Raw genomic sequence first — 17,106 nt, forward strand, 5'->3', positions numbered from 1 at the left:
CGTGGCGCGCGGCCTGGCGCAAGGCGCGGTTTGACCCGGCGGGCGGTGGCTGCTACCCGCGCGGCCTGCGAAAGGAAGTCCCCATGACCCATTACACCGACGCCCTGACCCAGCTTGGCGCCAGGACCGACCTGCCCGCAAGCCCCGACCGGGCCGTGCTGGAACGCGTGCCGAACCCCCAGGCGGGCGAGCTTTACGCCGTGCGCTTCACCCAGCCGGAATTCACCAGCCTGTGCCCGATCACGGGCCAGCCGGACTTTGCGCATCTGGTGATCGACTATGTCCCCGGCGACTGGCTGGTCGAGTCGAAGTCGCTGAAGTTGTTTCTTGGCAGCTTCCGCAACCACGGCGCTTTTCACGAGGATTGCACCGTCGGCATCGGCAAGCGGCTGGCCGAGACCATCGCGCCGCAATGGCTGCGGATCGGCGGGTATTGGTATCCGCGCGGCGGGATGCCCATCGACGTCTTCTGGCAGACGGGCGCCGCGCCCGCCGGGCTGTGGCTGCCCGACCAGGGCGTGGCGGGCTATCGCGGGCGGGGCTAGCGCAGGTTCCGCCAGATCATCAGCAGGGCGTCCGACAGATCGCCCGCGCGTGCCAGCAGGTGTTCGCGTTCAAGGCCGGGCCCGGCCTGGGCGCGGTCCAACCGGTCCAGCAGGCGCAGGATGCGGCGGCGATGGGTGCCGGTCGCGACCTGAAGCGGATCGGCGATCAGTCCCGCGAAGGTCGTGACCAGCGATCCGAGCACCGCCAGCGCCAGGCCCGTCAGGATCACCTCCCATGGCGAAAGCTCGACCGGGAAGGCCCAGTACCAGGCCCGGCCCAGCCGCTCGCCCAGCAGGAAGTCGCCGACGGCGGTGGAATGGGCGCGCATCTCGGCCAGCGGGCCTGCCAGCGAGATCACGCCGGGCGTGGCGCGGTTGAACAGAAGCCAGCCCGAGGCCAGCACGATGACCGAGGTCGTGATCTCGGACACGGCATTGCGGGTCTCGGCCAGGGCGGCCGCCGCCTGGCGGGTGATGGCGGGCGGGGCGGCGGGGCCGATGCCCTGCGCGTCCAGATCGGCCACCAGGCCTTCCAGGTCGGCCTGGATCACCCGCCCCATGTCCGATGGCAGAAAGACCCGCCGCGTTGACAGCCAGGCCCCCGCGCGCCGCAGTCCCAGCCGGGGCAGCGCCCAGCCCCCCAGCCGGGTCAGCAGGAAGACCGGCGACAGCATCACGTTGACCGGCGCGCGCAGCAGATCCCAGCCGAGCGCCGCGCGGTGCAGCCGCAGCGTGCCCCGCGGCCCGTATCGGGCGCGGACAAAGCGCGACACGGCGGCGCGGCGGCGGGCCATGGCATCGTCGGTCAGGGTTGCGGGCAAGCGGGCGGCTTTCTATAGAGGTCGGCATGGAATTTCTGGCGTTCGGACCCCGAATTAGCAACCCGGTGGCGTGAGGTTTCGCGCCGCCGGGTCGCCGCATGTCCGAACCCCCCGACCGATCTCATGCCCTCGAAGGATGCCCCGATGGCCGCCGATACCACCGCCGACACCGTTTCCACGACCGACGCCCCCGATTACCGCGACAGCGTGTTCCTGCCGCAGACGGATTTTCCCATGCGCGCGGGCCTGCCGCAGCGAGAGCCCGAATGGCTGGCCCGCTGGGAGAGCATCGGCATCTATGACCGGCTGCGCGAACGCGCCGCCAATCAGGAGGGGGGCCGCACGCCCTTCATCCTGCACGACGGCCCCCCCTATGCGAACGGGCACCTGCATATCGGCCACGCGCTGAACAAGACCATCAAGGACATCATCGTGCGCAGCCACCAGATGATGGGCCGCGACGCGCGATACGTGCCCGGCTGGGATTGCCACGGGTTGCCGATCGAATGGAAGATCGAGGAGAAATACCGCGCCGAGGGCCGCGACAAGGACGCCGTGGACGTGGTCGAGTTCCGCCAGGAATGCCGCCGCTTCGCCGATGAATGGATCGACATCCAGCGGCAGGAATTCAAGCGCCTGGGCATCACCGGCAAGTGGGACGATCCCTATCTGACGATGGATTTCCACGCCGAGGCGGTGATTGCGGCCGAGTTCATGAAGCTGGTGATGAACGGCGCGCTGTATCAGGGGTCCAAGCCCGTGATGTGGTCGCCGGTGGAGAAGACCGCGCTTGCCGAGGCCGAGGTCGAATACAAGGACCACACCAGCCATACGATCTGGGTGCGGTTCAAGATCGTTGAGGTCAATGACGCCGAGTATTCTCGAGGTGAGATGACTCAGGCCGAAATGGCTGACGCACTACAGGCAAGAAATCATGAGCTTCGCGGGGCGTCGGTGGTTATCTGGACGACCACTCCGTGGACTATTCCACAGAACCGTGCAGTGGCATTCGGGCCTATGCTGACGTACGGGCTATATAAGATCATCAAAGTTGGTGAGGGCTCGCAGGCTGCCGAAGGTGAACTCGTCATCTTGGCAGACAAGCTTGCTGCGGATGTTATGCAGGCAGGCAAGGTAGAGGAATATACTAAAGTTCGTGGCCTTGAGGCTGATACTCTAGCCACAATAACTCTTGCCCACCCCCTGCGCGGCGTCGAGGGCGGCAATGGCGAATGGGACTATGACGTGCCCCTGCTGCCGGGCGATCACGTCACCGACGACGCGGGCACGGGCTTTGTCCATACCGCGCCAAGCCATGGCGACGACGACTATCAGATGGGCCTGCGCTTCAGGCTGCCCATGACCTATAACGTCGAACCGGATGGCAGCTATCGCGCCGACCTGCCGCTGTTCGGCGGGCAGGCGATCATCGACGCGGACGGCAAGGACGGCCCGGCCAATGTCAGCGTCATCAAGCAGCTGGCCTATGCCGGCGCGCTGCTGGCCAAAGGCAAGATCAAGCATTCCTATCCGCACAGCTGGCGATCCAAGGCGCCGCTGATCTATCGCAACACGCCGCAATGGTTCGCGGCCATCGACAAGCCGCTGACCGACGGCATGAACGAATACGGCCAGACGATCCGCACCCGCGCGCTGACCTCGATCGACAAGCTGGTGAAATGGTGGCCGCAGACCGGGCGCAACCGGATCCATTCCATGGTGGAGAACCGCCCCGACTGGGTGCTGTCGCGCCAGCGGGCCTGGGGCGTGCCGCTGACCTGCTTCGTGCGTCGCGGTGCCAAGCCCACCGACGACGACTTCCTGCTGCGCGATGCCCGCGTGAACGACCGCATCATCGCGGCCTTCGAGGCCGAGGGCGCGGATGTCTGGTACCGCGACGGCTTCAAGGCCCGGGTTCTGGACGGCATCGTGAACCCAGACGATTACGACCAGGTCATGGACGTGCTGGACGTGTGGTTCGATAGCGGCTCGACCCATGCCTTCGTGCTGCGCGACCGGGCGGATGGCGCGCCCGACGGCGTCGCCGACGTGTACCTGGAAGGCACCGACCAGCATCGCGGCTGGTTCCAGTCCTCGCTGTTGCAGGGCTGCGCGACCAGGGGCCGCGCGCCCTATCGCAATGTGGTCACCCATGGCTTCACCCTGGACGAGAAGGGCATGAAGATGTCCAAGTCGCTGGGCAATACCATCGTTCCCGCCAAGGTGATCGAGCAATACGGCGCCGACATCCTGCGGCTGTGGGTGGCGCAGGCGGATTACACCGCCGACCAGCGGATCGGGCCGGAGATCCTGAAGGGCACCGCCGACAGCTATCGTCGGCTGCGCAACACGCTGCGCTTCCTGCTGGGCGCGCTGGACGGGTTCACGGATGCCGAAAGGATCGCGCCCGACCAGATGCCGGAACTGGAACAATGGGTGCTGCACCGGCTGGCGCAACTGGATCATGCGGTCCGCAAGGGCTATGACCAGTTCGACTTCCAGGGCGTGTTCCAGACGCTGTTCCAGTTCTGCACCGTGGATTTGTCGGCCTTCTATTTCGACATCCGCAAGGATTCGCTTTACTGCGACGCCGCGACGGACCCGCGCCGCCGGGCCGCGCGGACGGTGCTGGACATCCTGTTCCATCGGCTTGTGACCTGGCTGGCCCCGATCCTGCCCTTCACGACCGAGGATGTGTGGCTGTCGCGCTTCCCGTCTGATGACGACAGCGTGCATCTGCACGATTTCCCCGACACCCCCGCCGACTGGCTGAACGAGCCGCTGGCGGTCAAGTGGGACCATGTGCGCCGCGCCCGTCGCGTGGTGACGGCCGCGCTGGAGGTCAGGCGGTCCGACAAGACCATCGGCGCCAGCTTGGAGGCCGCGCCGGTTGTCCATGTCGAGGACGCCGACATGCTGGCCGCGCTGAAATCGGTGGATTTCGCGGATGTCTGCATCACCTCGGACCTGTCGCTGACCGCCGACCCGGCCCCGGCCGAGGCCTTCCGCATGGCGGAAACCCCCGGCATCGGCGTGGTCTTCGAACTGGCGGAAGGGGAAAAATGCCAGCGGTGCTGGAAGATCCTGCCCGATGTCGGCACGCACAAGCATCCGGGTGTCTGCGCCCGCTGCGAGGACGTTTTGGCCTGAAGCCATCGACCATGCCTCGCCCGCTTGACGCGGGCGAGGCCCCGGCCCATCCTGCACGATGTGCAAACCGACCGGCAGGACATGATGCAAAGCCCCGACCCCGCCCGCTATGACCGGATGCAATACCGCCGCTGCGGCCAGTCAGGGATGCTGCTGCCGGCGATCAGCCTGGGGCTGTGGCACAATTTCGGCCATGACACCCCGCATGATACCAAGCGCGACATCTGCCGCACCGCCTTCGACCTGGGGATCACGCATTTCGACTTGGCCAACAACTATGGCCCGCCCCCCGGCAGCGCCGAGGAGGCTTTCGGAGAGATCCTGCGGACCGATTTCGCGGGCCACCGGGACGAGATGGTCATCAGCAGCAAGGCCGGTTGGCGCATGTGGCCCGGTCCCTATGGAGAATTCGGCAGCCGCAAATACCTGATCGCGTCCTGCGACCAGTCCTTGAAGCGGATGGGCCTCGACTATGTCGATATCTTCTATTCGCACCGCTTCGACCCCGACACGCCCCTGCAGGAAACCATGTGCGCGCTGGACCACATCGTGCGGTCGGGCCGGGCGCTGTATGTCGGCATCAGCAGCTATAACAGCGCGCGCACGCGGGAAGCCGCGGAAATCCTGCGCGACCTGGGCACGCCCTGCCTAATCCACCAGCCCTCCTACAACATGCTGAACCGCTGGATCGAACGCGACGCGCTTCTGGACACGCTGGAGCATGAAGGCATGGGCAGCATCGTCTTCACGCCCCTGGCGCAGGGGATGCTGACCGGCAAATACCTGAAGGGCATTCCCGCCGACAGCCGCGCGGCACAAGGCAAGTCGCTGGCGCCGGACTGGCTGACCGATGACCTGGTCCGGCGGCTGAACGGGCTGAACGACCTGGCGGCGGAACGCGGACAAACGCTGGCGCAGATGGCCGTGGCCTGGACCCTGCGCGACAGCCGCGTGACCAGTGCGCTGATCGGGGCGTCGCGCGCGTCTCAGGTCGCGGATTGCGTGGGCGCATTGGACCGGCTGGATTTCACCGCCGAGGAACTGGCCCGCATCGACGACCTGTCGGTGGGCGGCGACGTGAACATCTGGCGCGGCTCGACCGAGGACGCGGGCGAGGGGTGACAGACAGCGCGCCCCGACCGTGCTAGGCTGGGATCGGTCAGCAAGGGGATCGCCATGCCCGTGGTCAGCGTCAGCCTGATGAACCTGCCGGGGACCGAGGCCGCCGTGGGCTGGGCGGGCAGCCATTGCATCATCGCCGACCGGCCCGAGGGTCGCGCGGGCGGCATGGGCCTGGGCTTCAACGGCGCGCAACTGCTGGCCTTGGCGATCGGGGGCTGCTTCTGCAACGACCTGCGCTATATCGCGCACAGACGAGGGGTGGGGATCGCCTCGGTCGCGGTCAAGGTGCATCTGACGCTGGAGGGCGATCCCCCGATCGCCACGGCGGCCGAGATGGTGGTGAACTGCACCATGGAGGATGGATCGGACCCGCAATCGCTGATCGACGAGGCGAGGGACAGTTCGATGGTCGGCTGTTCGCTTCCCCGTGGCATACCCGTTTCGGTATCGACGGGGCAGGGCGGCTAGTCCCACCACCAGCCGTTCTTCTTCAGCGCCTGCCGGATCGGTTTTTCCCTGGGCGGCAGCCCGCCTGCGAACAGGGGCCGGACCTTGTCGCGCCCCTTGCCCTGATAGATCAGCTTTTTTGCCGGTTCCCAGTCCTTCAGCCGCCGCTTGATGCGGTTGGGGGTTACCGCGGCCTCAAGCACGTCCAGCACCCTGTCGGATTCGCGCGCATAGAGCAGCGGCAGCTTGCGGTAATGACAGGTGACATCGCCATCCAGGCCCGCCAGTTCTGGACCGGGTCGCCCGCCGCCAAGGCTGTGGATCACCAGCGGCAGGATCACCTGGTCCAGCCAGGGATCGAGGCTCTGGCAGGCCAGTTCCTCGGGCGGGTCGCGCCGCACCGACAAGGCCCAGTCAAGGAAGCGTTTGCCGAAGACGGCCGGGTCGGGACCGAAGAACCAGCCCGCGTTGAAATACAGGTATCGTTCCCAATGCTCGTCCGGCTGCGACAGGTCCAGCGAGGACGGGAAATCCAAGCCGAAGCGGTCGTAAAGCGATTTCCAGATGGCCCCATGGCCCGGCCCGTAAAGCGGCGGTTCGGGCCATGTGCCTTCGCGCCGCATCGACGCCGCGGGGGGGCCGTTGAAGGGCACCCGGTCCAGCGGACCCGTCACCAGCGTGTCGGTGTCGAAGAAGGCGAAGGGTTCCCCGGCAGGCAGGACCGACAGCGCCTCGATCTTGTTGCCATAGGGATAGGCCGCGCCGAAATGACGGGCGGTGAAGGGCAGGGTCTCGGCACCCAGGCTTTCCAGGATGGTGCGCGTGTCATCGCCCATCAGCGTGTCGTGACCGGCCCAGGCGCCTTCGGGACGCGGTTCGGCCACGATCAGGCGGCCGGTGAAGCCGGGGGCGGCATGGCGCAGGCTGGCGGCAAAGATGATCGCCTCGAACTCCAGCCGACCGGCCTGGGCGACGATCAGCACGTTCGGGGGCAACGTGTCCGGCCCCATCACTCTGCCAGCAGGTCGAAGATGGCCTCCTTGGGCCGGCACAGGCGCGCGCCCTGGGGGCCGAAAACCACCGGACGTTCGATCAGCGCCGGGTGTTGGGCCATGGCCGCGATCAGCGCATCGTCGGACAGCGCCGGATCGCCCAGGCCCAAGTCGTCATGGGGCGTGTTCCTGCGCCGCAACAGGGCACGCGGCGCGATCCCCAGCCGATCCAGCGCGTCGCGCAATTCGCTGGCCGAAGGGGGCCGGGCCAGATAATCGCGCACCTCCAGATCCACGCCGGCATCCTGGAGGGCCTGCAGGACGAAGCGCGAGGTCGAGCATTTCGGATTATGCCAGATGGTATAGTCAGCCATGATCGCAACCCTAGCGTGTGCCGTCGGGGATGGGAAGCGCACTGGTCGCCTTGATCTCCTCCATCGACAGAAGGGCGGTGACGTTGTGGATCTTCACCTCGCCGATCAGCGACTGGTAGAAGCGGTCATAGGCGCGCGCGTTCCGAACCTGCACCTTGAGGATATAGTCGATGTCGCCCGCCAGGCGGTGCGCCTCGATCACCTCGGGGCGTTCGCGAAGCGCCTTGAGGAAGCGCGCGGCCCAGGTCTTGTCGTGTTCGCTGGTGCGGATCAGCACGAAGAAACAGGCTTCCAGCCCAAGCGCCTCGGGGTCCAGAATCGCCACCTGGCGGCGGATCACGCCGGCCTCTCGCAGCTTGCGGATGCGGTTCCAGACGGGGGTCTTGGACGCGCCCACCCGGTCGGCGATCTGGTCCAGCGACAGGCTCGCGTCCTCCTGCAACAGGGACAGGATTTTGCGATCCACCTCGTCCAGGCGGAAATTGGTTTTCGGGGAAGCCGAAATCTGTGGAAGCTGTTCCGTCATGTCCGACCATAAGGGCTGAATGTCCTTATTTTCCCGACCCTATCGTAAAGATCCAGAACAAAATTCTATATTGGATAGACCAATCCGAAAGGGTCCGTATCATGAGCAAAGCCTTCGTCCCGACGGCCGCGAAACCCGGCGTCATCACCGCAAACGATCTGCGCGAAGGCCATAACGTGTGGATGTGCGAGGACGGATGGACCGCCGATCCCGCGCAGGCGACCCTGTTCGAGGACGAGGCCATCGCCGATCTGGCGCTGCTGAAGGCGGTGGGCCAGTCCAACATCGTCGTCGGTCCCTATCTGGTCGAGGCGCGGCGCGGTCCCAACGGCCCCGAGCCGACCCATTTCCGCGAGGCCTTCCGGCAGCGCGGGCCGTCCAACTATTTCCACGGCATCCAGACCCTGAAGCAAGCCAAGCAGTCCGAGGCCAGCAATGTTTGACGTCCGTCCCGTCGATACCGACTATGTGCGCCACCGCGCGGCCCAGTTCCGCGCCCAGGTCGAACGCCGCCTGGACGGCAGCCTGACGGAAGACGAATTCCGGCCCCTGCGCCTGATGAACGGCGTTTATCTGCAACTGCACGCCTATATGCTGCGGATCGCCATTCCCTATGGCACGATCAGCCCCGACCAGATGCGGATGCTGGCCCATCTGGCCGAAACCTATGACAAGGGCTATGGCCACTGGACGACGCGGCAGAACATCCAGTTCAACTGGCCCAAGCTGGTGGAAATCCCCGACATGCTGGACAAGCTGGCATCCGTCGGGATGCACGCGATCCAGACGTCGGGCAACACGATCCGCAACGTCACGACCGATGCCTTCGCAGGCGCGGCGGCCGATGAATACATGGATCCGCGTCCCTATGCGGAGCTGCTGCGCAGCTGGTCCACCGACCATGCCGAATTCCAGTTCCTGCCGCGCAAGTTCAAGATCGCCATCAGCGGCGCGCAACGCGACCGTGCCCTGGTCGCCGCCCATGACATCGGGCTGCGCCTGATTCAGAAGGACGGCCAGACCGGGTTCGAGGTCTGGGTCGGCGGCGGCCTGGGGCGTACGCCCCTGCTGGGCAAGGTGATCCGCGACTTCCTGCCCGAGGGCGACCTGCTGGCCTATATCGAGGCGATCATCTCGACCTACAACCTGTCGGGACGGCGCGACAACAAGTACAAGGCCCGCATCAAGATCACCGTCCACGAACGCGGCCTGGATGTCTTCAAGGCCGAGGTCGAGGAGGAATTCCAGAACCGCCGCCGCGACTTCCAAGGCGCCGACCGCGAGGCTTTGGCGATCTTCCGCGACCGTTTCGCCGCGCCCGCCTTCCGCAACGGCCCGACCGATGGCTATGAGGCCGAACGGGCCAGGAACGGCGCTTTCCGCAGCTGGACCGACACCAACCTGCACGCCCACAAGATCGACGGCTATGCCAGCGTGATCGTCACCTTCAAGACGCATGGCGAGACGCCGGGCGATGCCTCGGCCGACCAGATGCGCCTGCTGGCCGATCTGGCGGAACAATACGGCCATGACGACCTGCGCATCAGCCATGACCAGAACGTCGTGCTGCCCCATGTCCACAAGTCGGACCTGCCCGCCGTCTATGCGGCGCTGCAACAGGCGGGGCTGGCGGTGGCCAATGCCGGGCTGACCAGCGACATCATCGCCTGCCCAGGGATGGATTACTGCACGCTGGCCACCGCGCGATCCATTCCCATCGCCCAGGAAATCGCGACGCATTTCAAGGATGCGGGGCTCGAGGACGAGATCGGCAAGCTGAACATCCGCATCTCGGGCTGCATCAACGCCTGCGGGCATCACCACCTGGGTCATATCGGCATCCTGGGCCTGGACCGGGCAGGGGTGGAAAACTATCAGATCACGCTGGGCGGCGACGGATACGACATCCCGGCCATCGGCGAACGCGCGGGCGCGGGCTTCCCTTATGACCAGGTCGTGCCCGCCATCGACCGGCTGCTGCGCGCCTATCTGGAGGTCCGCGCGGATGCCTCCGAACGCTTCATCGACGCTTATCGCCGTCTTGGTCCCGCCCCCTTCAAGGCCGCGCTCTACCCCCAGCCTGCCGATGCTTGACGGAAACCTGGACACGCGGGCGGGGCGGCTGAACGACCGCTATCGCCACCATGCCGCGACCGAGGTTCTGCGCCGCGCCGTCAGCGACCCCGACCTGGGGCGTGTGGCGCTGGTGTCGTCCTTTGGCGCGGAATCGGTGGTGCTGCTGCACATGGTCAGCCGCGCGGCGCCGGGGCTGCCGGTGCTGTTCATCGACACGCAGATGCTGTTTCCCGAAACGCTGGAATACCAGCGCGAGGTGTCGGCTAGGCTGGGCCTGACCAATGTCCAGGTGATCCGTGCCGCCGATGCCGAAGTCGCGCGCCAGGATCCCGACGGCACGCTGCACCGGTTCGACGCCAATGCTTGCTGCGACCTGCGCAAGACGGTGCCGCTGGAACGGGCGCTGTCGGGCTATGACGCCTGGATCACGGGCCGCAAGCGCTTCCAGAACAGCGACCGCGCCGCGCTTGAATTCTTCGAGCCCGAGCCGCCCTCGCGCCTGCGCATCAACCCGCTGGCCCATTGGCGGGCCGAGGACGTGCAGGAATACATGGTCGAGAACAACCTGCCGCGTCACCCTCTGGTCGCGCGGGGCTATCCGTCCATCGGCTGCGCGCCCTGCACATCGCCCGTCAAGCCGGGCGAGGATCCGCGCGCCGGACGCTGGCGTGGGCAGGACAAGACCGAATGCGGCATCCACTTCATTGGCGGCAAGATCGTCCGCGGAAAGGTTCCGGCATGAGCGAACGACTGAACAGCGAACGCGTCATCGCGCGCGACGACGGCTTTCACCCCCTGACCGAGGAGGCGCGGGTGGTGCTGGCGCCCGACACCCCGCTTGACGAACTGGCGGATCATTTGCACCGCGACCTGATCGCCATCGACTTCCCGACCTTCAGCGACGGTCGCGGCTTTTCCCTGGCCCGCCGGCTGCGCGAGCTGGGCTATACCGGCCGTCTGCGCGCGGCGGGGCGCCTGATCGCCGATCAATATGCCATGGCCCGCCGCGTCGGCTTCGACGAGGTCGAGGTCGCCCCCGACATCGCCGCCCGCCAGCCCGCCGAACAATGGATCGCGCGCGCCGACTGGCGGGACTTCGATCACCGCGCCAAGCTGGTAGGCTAGGGGTTTCGCCCCGCCGCCCCATAGACTAGAACACGCAGGACTTCCCATGACCCTGGACATTCCCGTGGCCGACGCCGCCCACCAGACCACCCCCAAGACGCTGCCCGACGCACAGACCGTGACGGCGGTCAGGCACTGGACCGACAGCCTGTTTTCGTTCCGCGTGACGCGCCCCGCGTCCCTGCGCTTCCGGTCCGGTGAATTCGTGATGATCGGCCTGCTTGGCGACAACGGCAAGCCGTTGCTGCGGGCCTATTCCATCGCCTCGCCCAACTGGGACGAGGAATTGGAATTCTATTCCATCAAGGTGCCGGACGGGCCGCTGACCTCGAAATTGCAGCACATCCAGCCGGGAGACGAGATCATCCTGCGCCCCAAGCCCGTGGGCACGCTGGTCCTGGACGCGCTGCTGCCGGGCAAGCGGCTGTGGTTCCTGGCCACCGGCACCGGCATCGCGCCCTTCGCGTCGCTGATGCGCGACCCCGAGACATTCGAGCGTTACGAGCAGGTCATCATGATGCACACCTGCCGCACGGCGGACGAACTGGCCTATGGCCGCGAACTGGTCGAGAACCTGAAGCACGATCCCCTGCTGGGCGAGATCTATGGCGAGGATTTCGCCAACCGCCTGGTCTATTACCCCACCACCACGCGGGAACAATCGCCGCGGATGGGCCGGATCACCGACAACCTGACCTCGGGCAAGGTGTTCGCGGATCTGGGCCTGCCGCCGATCAGCCCGGACACCGACCGCGCCATGGTCTGCGGCAGCCTGGCCTTCAACGTGGATGTGAAGGCGGTGCTGGAAGGCTTCGGCCTGCGCGAGGGGGCGAATTCGGACCCGAAGGAGTTCGTGGTGGAGAAGGCTTTCGTCGGCGACGGCGTCTAGAAGAAAGCCGGCAAGACACGGAAAAGGCGCGGCAGGACCGCGCCTTTTTTCGTTTGAGACATTCCTCCGATCACATCTTGGTCACGCGCATGTTTGGAACCGGGTTCCCGGCATGCTGGTTATTCCGGCAACCGATGATCCGTTCGAGGGAGAGGAGTCCCCATGCGCCGCATGATCAACAACACCACTGCCATCGCCGCCTGCCTGTCGCTGCTGGTGCCGCATGCCGCCCTGGCTCAGGGCGCGCCTGCCGGTGGCGAACAGCCGCCGGTGCCGCCGGTCCAGGAACAGCCCGCAGCGGAAGCAGCCGAAGCGACCGCTGAACAGCAACCCCCGGCGGCCGCCGAGGCAGAACCCGCAGCGGAACCTGCCCCCGAGGCCGAGGCACAGCCGGAACCCGCGCCCGAGGCGGCTGCCGCCCCCGAGGCCGAACCGGAACCCGAACCAGCCCCCGAACCAGCCCCGGCCGAGACGGCTGCCGAACCTGCCCCGGCTGAACAGGCCGCACCCGAGCCTGAACCTGCCGAGGCCCCGGAAGCCGCGTCGGCCCCGGAACCGGCCGCCGCGCCCCAGCCCGAAACCCAGCCTGAACCCCAGGCAGCCGAGGCCCCGGCCGAGCCGGAGGAACGGCCCGCGCCTGCCCAGCGGGAACAGCAGCAAGAGCGTCCCGCACAGGCCGAAAACCGTCCCGCCGATCAGGAGGGCAAGTCGCAGCGCGCCCAGGAACGCGCCGCGCGTCAGGCGGATCAGGAGGAAGCAACCCGTGAGGGTCAGGCCGAACGTCCTGCCGCCGCAGCCCGGCAGCAACAGCAGGAACCTCCGGCGGAAGCCGAGGCGGCAAGGCAGCAGGACCAGGAACGTCCCGCCGCGGCCGCCCGCGAACAACAGGCCGAACGCCCGCAGGCCGCCCCGGCGGCCGGCAGCGACCCCTTGGGCGAGGCGCTGGAGGCGGAACAGAACGGCGACGCACAGGCCGCGGCCCCCGGCAACGATCCGGCCCAGACCCAGGCCCAGGACGCACCTGCCGCCGACAATGCGGCTGACGAAGACGCCCTGACCCGCGACCAGGCGACCCCGCCCGCCGCCCCGGAACAGGCTGCCGAAGGTCAGGCCCAGCCCCCGGCCGCAGCCGGACAACCGGCCGGGTCCACACAGGCCGCTGCCCCTGGCGACGCTCCTGAATCCGGGGCCCCTGTGACCGAAGCTGCCCGGCAGGCGGCCCAGGAAACCGCCGCCCCCACCGCAGCGGCCCTGAACGAGGATCAGCAAGGCGAGGTCGTCGAACAGCAGATCACCGAAGAAAACAGCCGTTCGTCCGACGAGGATTTCGCGACCAGCCTGCGCGACGCCCTGGCCCCGCAAGGGGACCAGCAGGCTGCGCAACGGAATGATGACGATGACGATGACAACGACCTGGCCAAGGCCCTGTTGCTGGGCCTGGGCGCGGTCGCCGTCGGAACCTATCTGAACAACAACCGGCAGGTCGCGCTGTCCGCCCCTGACCGGGTGGTCGTAACGCGTCCCGATGGCAGCCAGGAACTGATCAAGGACGAGGTCGCGCTGCTGCGCCAGCCGGGATCGACCGTGACGACCGAAAACTTCGACGACGGCTCGTCGCGGACGGTGGTGACCCGCAGCGACGGCAGCCGCGTCGTGACCATCCGCGATGCCGACTTGCGGGTGCTGCGGCGCACGCTGGTATCGGCAGACGGCACGCAGACCCGGCTGATCGACGACACCGCGCCGGTCGAACCCGTGGACGTGGCGACCTTGCCCCGCCCGGCCCCGGTCGCGCCCACCGCCGCCTTCCAGGACGAAGCCGCGCTGCGCGAAGCCCTGCAAAGCGAGGTCGCCATCGACCGCCGCTTCACCCTGGGCCAGATCCGCAGCATTCCCGAAGTGCGCGCCCTGGTTCCGCCGGTGACGATCGACGCCATCACCTTCGACACCGGTTCGGCAGCGATTTCCCCCGATCAGGCACGGCAGCTTTCGACCCTGGGCAACGTGATCCAGGATGCGATCGCCCAGAACCCGCGCGAGATGTTCCTGATCGAAGGCCATACCGACACGGTCGGGGCGGATGCCGCCAACCTGGCCTTGTCGGACCGGCGGGCCGAATCGGTCGCCCTGGCCCTGACCGAGTATTTCGACGTGCCGCCGGAAAACATGGTCGTCCAGGGTTACGGCGAACAATTCCTGCAGGTTCGCCAGGAAGGCGATGTCCGCGAAAACCGCCGTGCGGCGGTCAGGCGGATCACCGGCCTGCTGCAGACGGCGGAAGCGCAGTAACGACCAAGGCCCCGGCGATTGCCGGGGCCTTTTCGTCAAAGATGGCGGGGGAATTCTATCTTGGGGCAGCGGTCCTGAATGACCGTGATGCCCCTTGCCCGTGCCTTGGCGGCGGCGATGTCGTCGCGGATGCCCAGTTGCAACCAGATCGACTTCAGGTCGGGAAGGTGAGCCAGGGCCTCATCCACGATGGGTCCGACCGCCTCGGACCGGCGGAAGATGTCGACCATCTGCACATGGGCCGATTTCGGAATATCCGCCAGGCGGGCATAGACGGTCTCGCCCAGGATCGTGCCGCCCGCATGTCCGGGATTGACCGGGATGATCCGAAAGCCGTTGGCCTGCAAATAGCGGGCCACGCCCCAGCTTGGCCGCATCTCGTTGGGCGAAAGTCCGACGATTGCCACGATCCTCACAGTGCGGGCGATCCGTGCGATATCCTCGTCGTCCTTGAAGTCGACTTCCATGACGGACCTCCCCTCCTCGTCCAAAAGTTGTAGAACACTTGCATAGAAAAGGCGCCCGGTCCAGAAGCCTGGCCGGGCGCAAGTCGCGGAACGAGGGACAGTGATCTGAACATGACGGTTCCGAGGTCATGTTCCAAATGGTAAATGGGCAACACCCCGGAAAAGTTCCAGAGATATCGCAGGTTCGTGATTGAAATCGCCGCGCGAACCCTAGCGGGTTTTCCAGCTTTCCTGGGCGCGTGCCAGAATGTCCTGGGGAGCCTGCTGCAGCTTGCGGGCGGACCGGTGCGACCCGACAAGATATAGTTTTTCTCCGATCACGACGAAGTGTCGGGGGTCACCCTGCACCCTGCGCCCTTCCGAAAGGGCGACGGGGCACAATCCGCCGAATGCCGGGGCAAAGCTGCGCGGATCGGCCTCGAAACGGTTGCGGTTCTCCTCGGAGGCGAAGTGCCAGAGCTGGCCCTTCCACAGCGTCGAAATGTCGCCCCTTCCGGGAACGGCCCGACCGTTTTCCACAAAGCCGACAGGATCGAATCCGTCGATGGCCCAGTCCTGGGCAAGGACCGGCAGGGCAGACGCCGAAGTCAGGATCAGCGAGAGAAGCAGCGTTTTCATGATTCAGCGTTTTCTTGGCGGCAGGATGCCTAATTGGCACCGCAGGCCGCGATTCTCAACGCTGCGGCGGAAAATGTCGCAGCGATGTGATCCCTATGCCATGCTGGCCGCATAGAGCGCGACCGCCGCCGCGTTCGACACGTTGAGCGATCCGAAATCGGCGGCAAAGGGAATGCGCGCGACATGGTCGCAGCTTTTCATGGTCAGCTCGCGCATTCCCGGCCCCTCCGCCCCCAGGACCAGGCAGACCGCCCGACCGGGAAGCGTGCCCAGCAAGTCGGGCAGGGCGGTCGTTCCGGTCCCGTCCAGGCCGATCAGGATGAAGCCCATGCCCTTGAGTTGCGACAGCGCCTCGGCCAGGTTCGGCACGCGCAGATAGGGTTGGCGTTCCAGGGCGCCCGATGCGGTCTTGGCCAGGGCGCCGGTTTCGGGTGCGGAATGGCGCGCGGGCGCGATGACCGCGCGCGCGCCGAACACCTCGGCCGACCGCAGGATGGCGCCGATGTTGTGGGGGTCGGTCACGCGGTCAAGCGCCACCAGCAGGGGCCGCCTTTCGCCCGCAGCCTCGCGCAGAACGACATCGCTGAGACCGCCCCATTTCAGGGGCTTCACTTCCAGCGCGGCGCCCTGGTGGACGCTGTCCGGTGCCAAGGGCACGGCCTTTGCAAAGACGCGCGGATCGGTGATCTCGGGCGCCATGCCATGAAGATCGCCCAGCCGGTCCACCGCATTGGGCGTCACCACCAGCCGCAGCTTTTCACGACGGGGATTGGCCAGCGCGTCGCGCACCGCGTGCAGGCCGAACAGCCAGACGGTTTCCGCCGCAGCCGCACGGCGAGCGCGTTCCTTGTCGATCACCCAGGTGGGTTTCTTGGATTTTCCCGGTCGCTCGGTCATGCGCGCATCCTTTCGGCTGGCCCCTTCATCGCGCGGGATGCGCACCGGGCGCAAGGCCCCGAAATCCGCTTGACGCCCCGTGCCCGGCCCGCTAATGACCCCCCACGCCGATTGGCTCGGCGGGCGACGTGCTGCAAGGTGCGGCAGCGGACTGTAACTCCGCCGGGGAGACCCATGCCTGGTTCGATTCCAGGGTCGCCCACCACTTCCCCTGGTCATCAGATTCGGAATACCCTGCCCGTGGGTCAGGATCGAAGGCTGTCCAGCGGGATGGTCTTTCCGAAGCCTTCCTTCTTGGGGAACATCTGCCTGACATCGGCGTCCGAGGGTGACTTGTCGGCCAGGGCCTTGCGCGCCTCGAAGATCGCGATGTCCTTCTTGATCGCCAGGACGCGGGCCAGGATCCGCGGGATCTTGACCGCTTCCAGCGTGGCGGCAACGGCGAATAGCAAGGCCAGCGATTGCAGGGCGCGCCGCGCCGCATCGGGAACCTGGATCAGGAAATAGGGCAGCCGCCACGGGGTATCGGGGACGACCGCGATCACCATCAGCAGCGCCACGACAGCCGCGACAAGGCCCAGGATCGAAAACAGGGTATGAACGGCGCGCGAAAGTTCCTGCGCCAGTTCGTCGATCTTCATGACCGAACGTCCCGATGACGACAGGCTGCCGATCACAAGGGACACCGTCGGAAGGATGCTGGCCGACACCAGCCCCAGAAAGGTCACGAGCATCCGGGACGGATCGCCGATCAGAAGCGCCGGCGGC

Annotated in this window: 18 protein-coding genes and 1 tRNA gene; 11 read left to right on the top strand and 8 right to left on the bottom strand. The window is 66.6% G+C overall.

Going from position 1 to position 17,106, the window contains the following annotated elements; genetic code table 11:
- The first annotated feature begins 83 nt into the window (after nucleotides 1-83).
- The gene (gene queF / locus IEX25_RS01145) at nucleotides 84-545 is read left to right on the top strand and encodes a preQ(1) synthase (RefSeq protein ID WP_188713680.1); all 462 of its coding nucleotides are present in this window, start codon (nucleotides 84-86) and stop codon (nucleotides 543-545) included.
- Here queF and IEX25_RS01150 read toward each other — a convergent pair.
- The gene (locus IEX25_RS01150; RefSeq protein WP_229664986.1) at nucleotides 542-1,366 is read right to left on the bottom strand and encodes a DUF6635 family protein; all 825 of its coding nucleotides are present in this window, start codon (nucleotides 1,364-1,366) and stop codon (nucleotides 542-544) included. The genes queF and IEX25_RS01150 overlap by 4 nt on opposite strands.
- 144 nt (nucleotides 1,367-1,510) lie before the next feature.
- Here IEX25_RS01150 and ileS point away from each other — a divergent pair, with 144 nt between their 5' ends.
- From ileS to IEX25_RS01165, 3 genes are all read left to right on the top strand, one after another.
- Nucleotides 1,511-4,516, top strand: a complete 3,006-nt coding sequence (gene ileS, locus IEX25_RS01155; protein ID WP_188713681.1) for an isoleucine--tRNA ligase — start codon at nucleotides 1,511-1,513, stop codon at nucleotides 4,514-4,516.
- Between the two features lie 81 nt (nucleotides 4,517-4,597).
- Nucleotides 4,598-5,638, top strand: a complete 1,041-nt coding sequence (gene mgrA / locus IEX25_RS01160) for an L-glyceraldehyde 3-phosphate reductase (RefSeq protein ID WP_188713984.1) — start codon at nucleotides 4,598-4,600, stop codon at nucleotides 5,636-5,638.
- 54 nt (nucleotides 5,639-5,692) lie between these two features.
- A complete protein-coding gene (locus tag IEX25_RS01165; RefSeq protein WP_188713682.1) occupies nucleotides 5,693-6,106 on the top strand; it encodes an OsmC family protein in 414 nt (137 codons plus the stop codon).
- Here IEX25_RS01165 and IEX25_RS01170 read toward each other — a convergent pair.
- From IEX25_RS01170 to IEX25_RS01180, 3 genes are read right to left on the bottom strand one after another with little or no spacing between them, the layout of a single operon-like run.
- A complete protein-coding gene (locus IEX25_RS01170) occupies nucleotides 6,103-7,095 on the bottom strand; it encodes a GT-B fold glycosyltransferase domain-containing protein (protein ID WP_188713683.1) in 993 nt (330 codons plus the stop codon). The genes IEX25_RS01165 and IEX25_RS01170 overlap by 4 nt on opposite strands.
- The gene (gene arsC, locus IEX25_RS01175) at nucleotides 7,095-7,451 is read right to left on the bottom strand and encodes an arsenate reductase (glutaredoxin) (protein ID WP_188713684.1); all 357 of its coding nucleotides are present in this window, start codon (nucleotides 7,449-7,451) and stop codon (nucleotides 7,095-7,097) included. The genes IEX25_RS01170 and arsC overlap by 1 nt, the downstream gene beginning before the upstream one ends.
- A gap of 10 nt (nucleotides 7,452-7,461) precedes the next feature.
- Nucleotides 7,462-7,977: an Lrp/AsnC family transcriptional regulator gene (locus tag IEX25_RS01180; protein ID WP_188713685.1), complete on the bottom strand. Its 516-nt coding sequence runs from the start codon at nucleotides 7,975-7,977 to the stop codon at nucleotides 7,462-7,464.
- Between the two features lie 101 nt (nucleotides 7,978-8,078).
- On the opposite strand from IEX25_RS01180, the gene IEX25_RS01185 reads away from it, so the two are divergent.
- From IEX25_RS01185 to IEX25_RS01210, 6 genes are all read left to right on the top strand, one after another.
- Nucleotides 8,079-8,420 carry a DUF2849 domain-containing protein gene (locus IEX25_RS01185; protein WP_103171865.1) on the top strand — a complete coding sequence of 114 codons (342 nt, stop codon included), beginning with the start codon at nucleotides 8,079-8,081 and terminating at the stop codon, nucleotides 8,418-8,420.
- Nucleotides 8,413-10,071, top strand: a complete 1,659-nt coding sequence (locus tag IEX25_RS01190) for a nitrite/sulfite reductase (RefSeq protein WP_188713686.1) — start codon at nucleotides 8,413-8,415, stop codon at nucleotides 10,069-10,071. The genes IEX25_RS01185 and IEX25_RS01190 overlap by 8 nt, the downstream gene beginning before the upstream one ends.
- Nucleotides 10,064-10,795 (top strand): phosphoadenylyl-sulfate reductase, encoded by a 732-nt coding sequence (locus IEX25_RS01195; RefSeq protein WP_188713687.1) that lies wholly within the window; start codon nucleotides 10,064-10,066, stop codon nucleotides 10,793-10,795. The genes IEX25_RS01190 and IEX25_RS01195 overlap by 8 nt, the downstream gene beginning before the upstream one ends.
- Nucleotides 10,792-11,178: a DUF934 domain-containing protein gene (locus tag IEX25_RS01200; protein WP_188713688.1), complete on the top strand. Its 387-nt coding sequence runs from the start codon at nucleotides 10,792-10,794 to the stop codon at nucleotides 11,176-11,178. The genes IEX25_RS01195 and IEX25_RS01200 overlap by 4 nt, the downstream gene beginning before the upstream one ends.
- Nucleotides 11,179-11,224: 46 nt before the next feature.
- Nucleotides 11,225-12,067 carry a ferredoxin--NADP reductase gene (locus IEX25_RS01205; protein WP_188713689.1) on the top strand — a complete coding sequence of 281 codons (843 nt, stop codon included), beginning with the start codon at nucleotides 11,225-11,227 and terminating at the stop codon, nucleotides 12,065-12,067.
- 162 nt (nucleotides 12,068-12,229) lie between these two features.
- Nucleotides 12,230-14,356, top strand: coding sequence for an OmpA family protein (locus IEX25_RS01210; protein ID WP_188713690.1), 2,127 nt, complete (start codon nucleotides 12,230-12,232; stop codon nucleotides 14,354-14,356).
- Nucleotides 14,357-14,391: 35 nt separating this feature from the next.
- Here IEX25_RS01210 and IEX25_RS01215 read toward each other — a convergent pair whose 3' ends face one another.
- From IEX25_RS01215 to rlmB, 3 genes are all read right to left on the bottom strand, one after another.
- Nucleotides 14,392-14,823 (bottom strand): CoA-binding protein, encoded by a 432-nt coding sequence (locus IEX25_RS01215; RefSeq protein ID WP_188713691.1) that lies wholly within the window; start codon nucleotides 14,821-14,823, stop codon nucleotides 14,392-14,394.
- 210 nt (nucleotides 14,824-15,033) lie between these two features.
- The gene (locus IEX25_RS01220) at nucleotides 15,034-15,441 is read right to left on the bottom strand and encodes a YHS domain-containing (seleno)protein (RefSeq protein WP_188713692.1); all 408 of its coding nucleotides are present in this window, start codon (nucleotides 15,439-15,441) and stop codon (nucleotides 15,034-15,036) included.
- A 93-nt stretch (nucleotides 15,442-15,534) separates the two neighbouring features.
- Nucleotides 15,535-16,338, bottom strand: coding sequence for a 23S rRNA (guanosine(2251)-2'-O)-methyltransferase RlmB (gene rlmB / locus IEX25_RS01225; protein WP_188713693.1), 804 nt, complete (start codon nucleotides 16,336-16,338; stop codon nucleotides 15,535-15,537).
- A 121-nt stretch (nucleotides 16,339-16,459) separates the two neighbouring features.
- On the opposite strand from rlmB, the gene IEX25_RS01230 reads away from it, so the two are divergent.
- A tRNA-Tyr gene (locus tag IEX25_RS01230) sits at nucleotides 16,460-16,543 on the top strand.
- Between the two features lie 40 nt (nucleotides 16,544-16,583).
- Here the strand turns inward: IEX25_RS01230 and IEX25_RS01235 are convergent.
- On the bottom strand, nucleotides 16,584-17,072 hold the full coding sequence (locus IEX25_RS01235; protein WP_188713694.1) for a hypothetical protein: 489 nt from the start codon (nucleotides 17,070-17,072) through the stop codon (nucleotides 16,584-16,586).
- Nucleotides 17,073-17,106: the final 34 nt, after the last annotated feature.

Origin of the sequence: Paracoccus acridae (assembly GCF_014642735.1) — a bacterium.
Taxonomy (GTDB): domain Bacteria; phylum Pseudomonadota; class Alphaproteobacteria; order Rhodobacterales; family Rhodobacteraceae; genus Paracoccus; species Paracoccus acridae.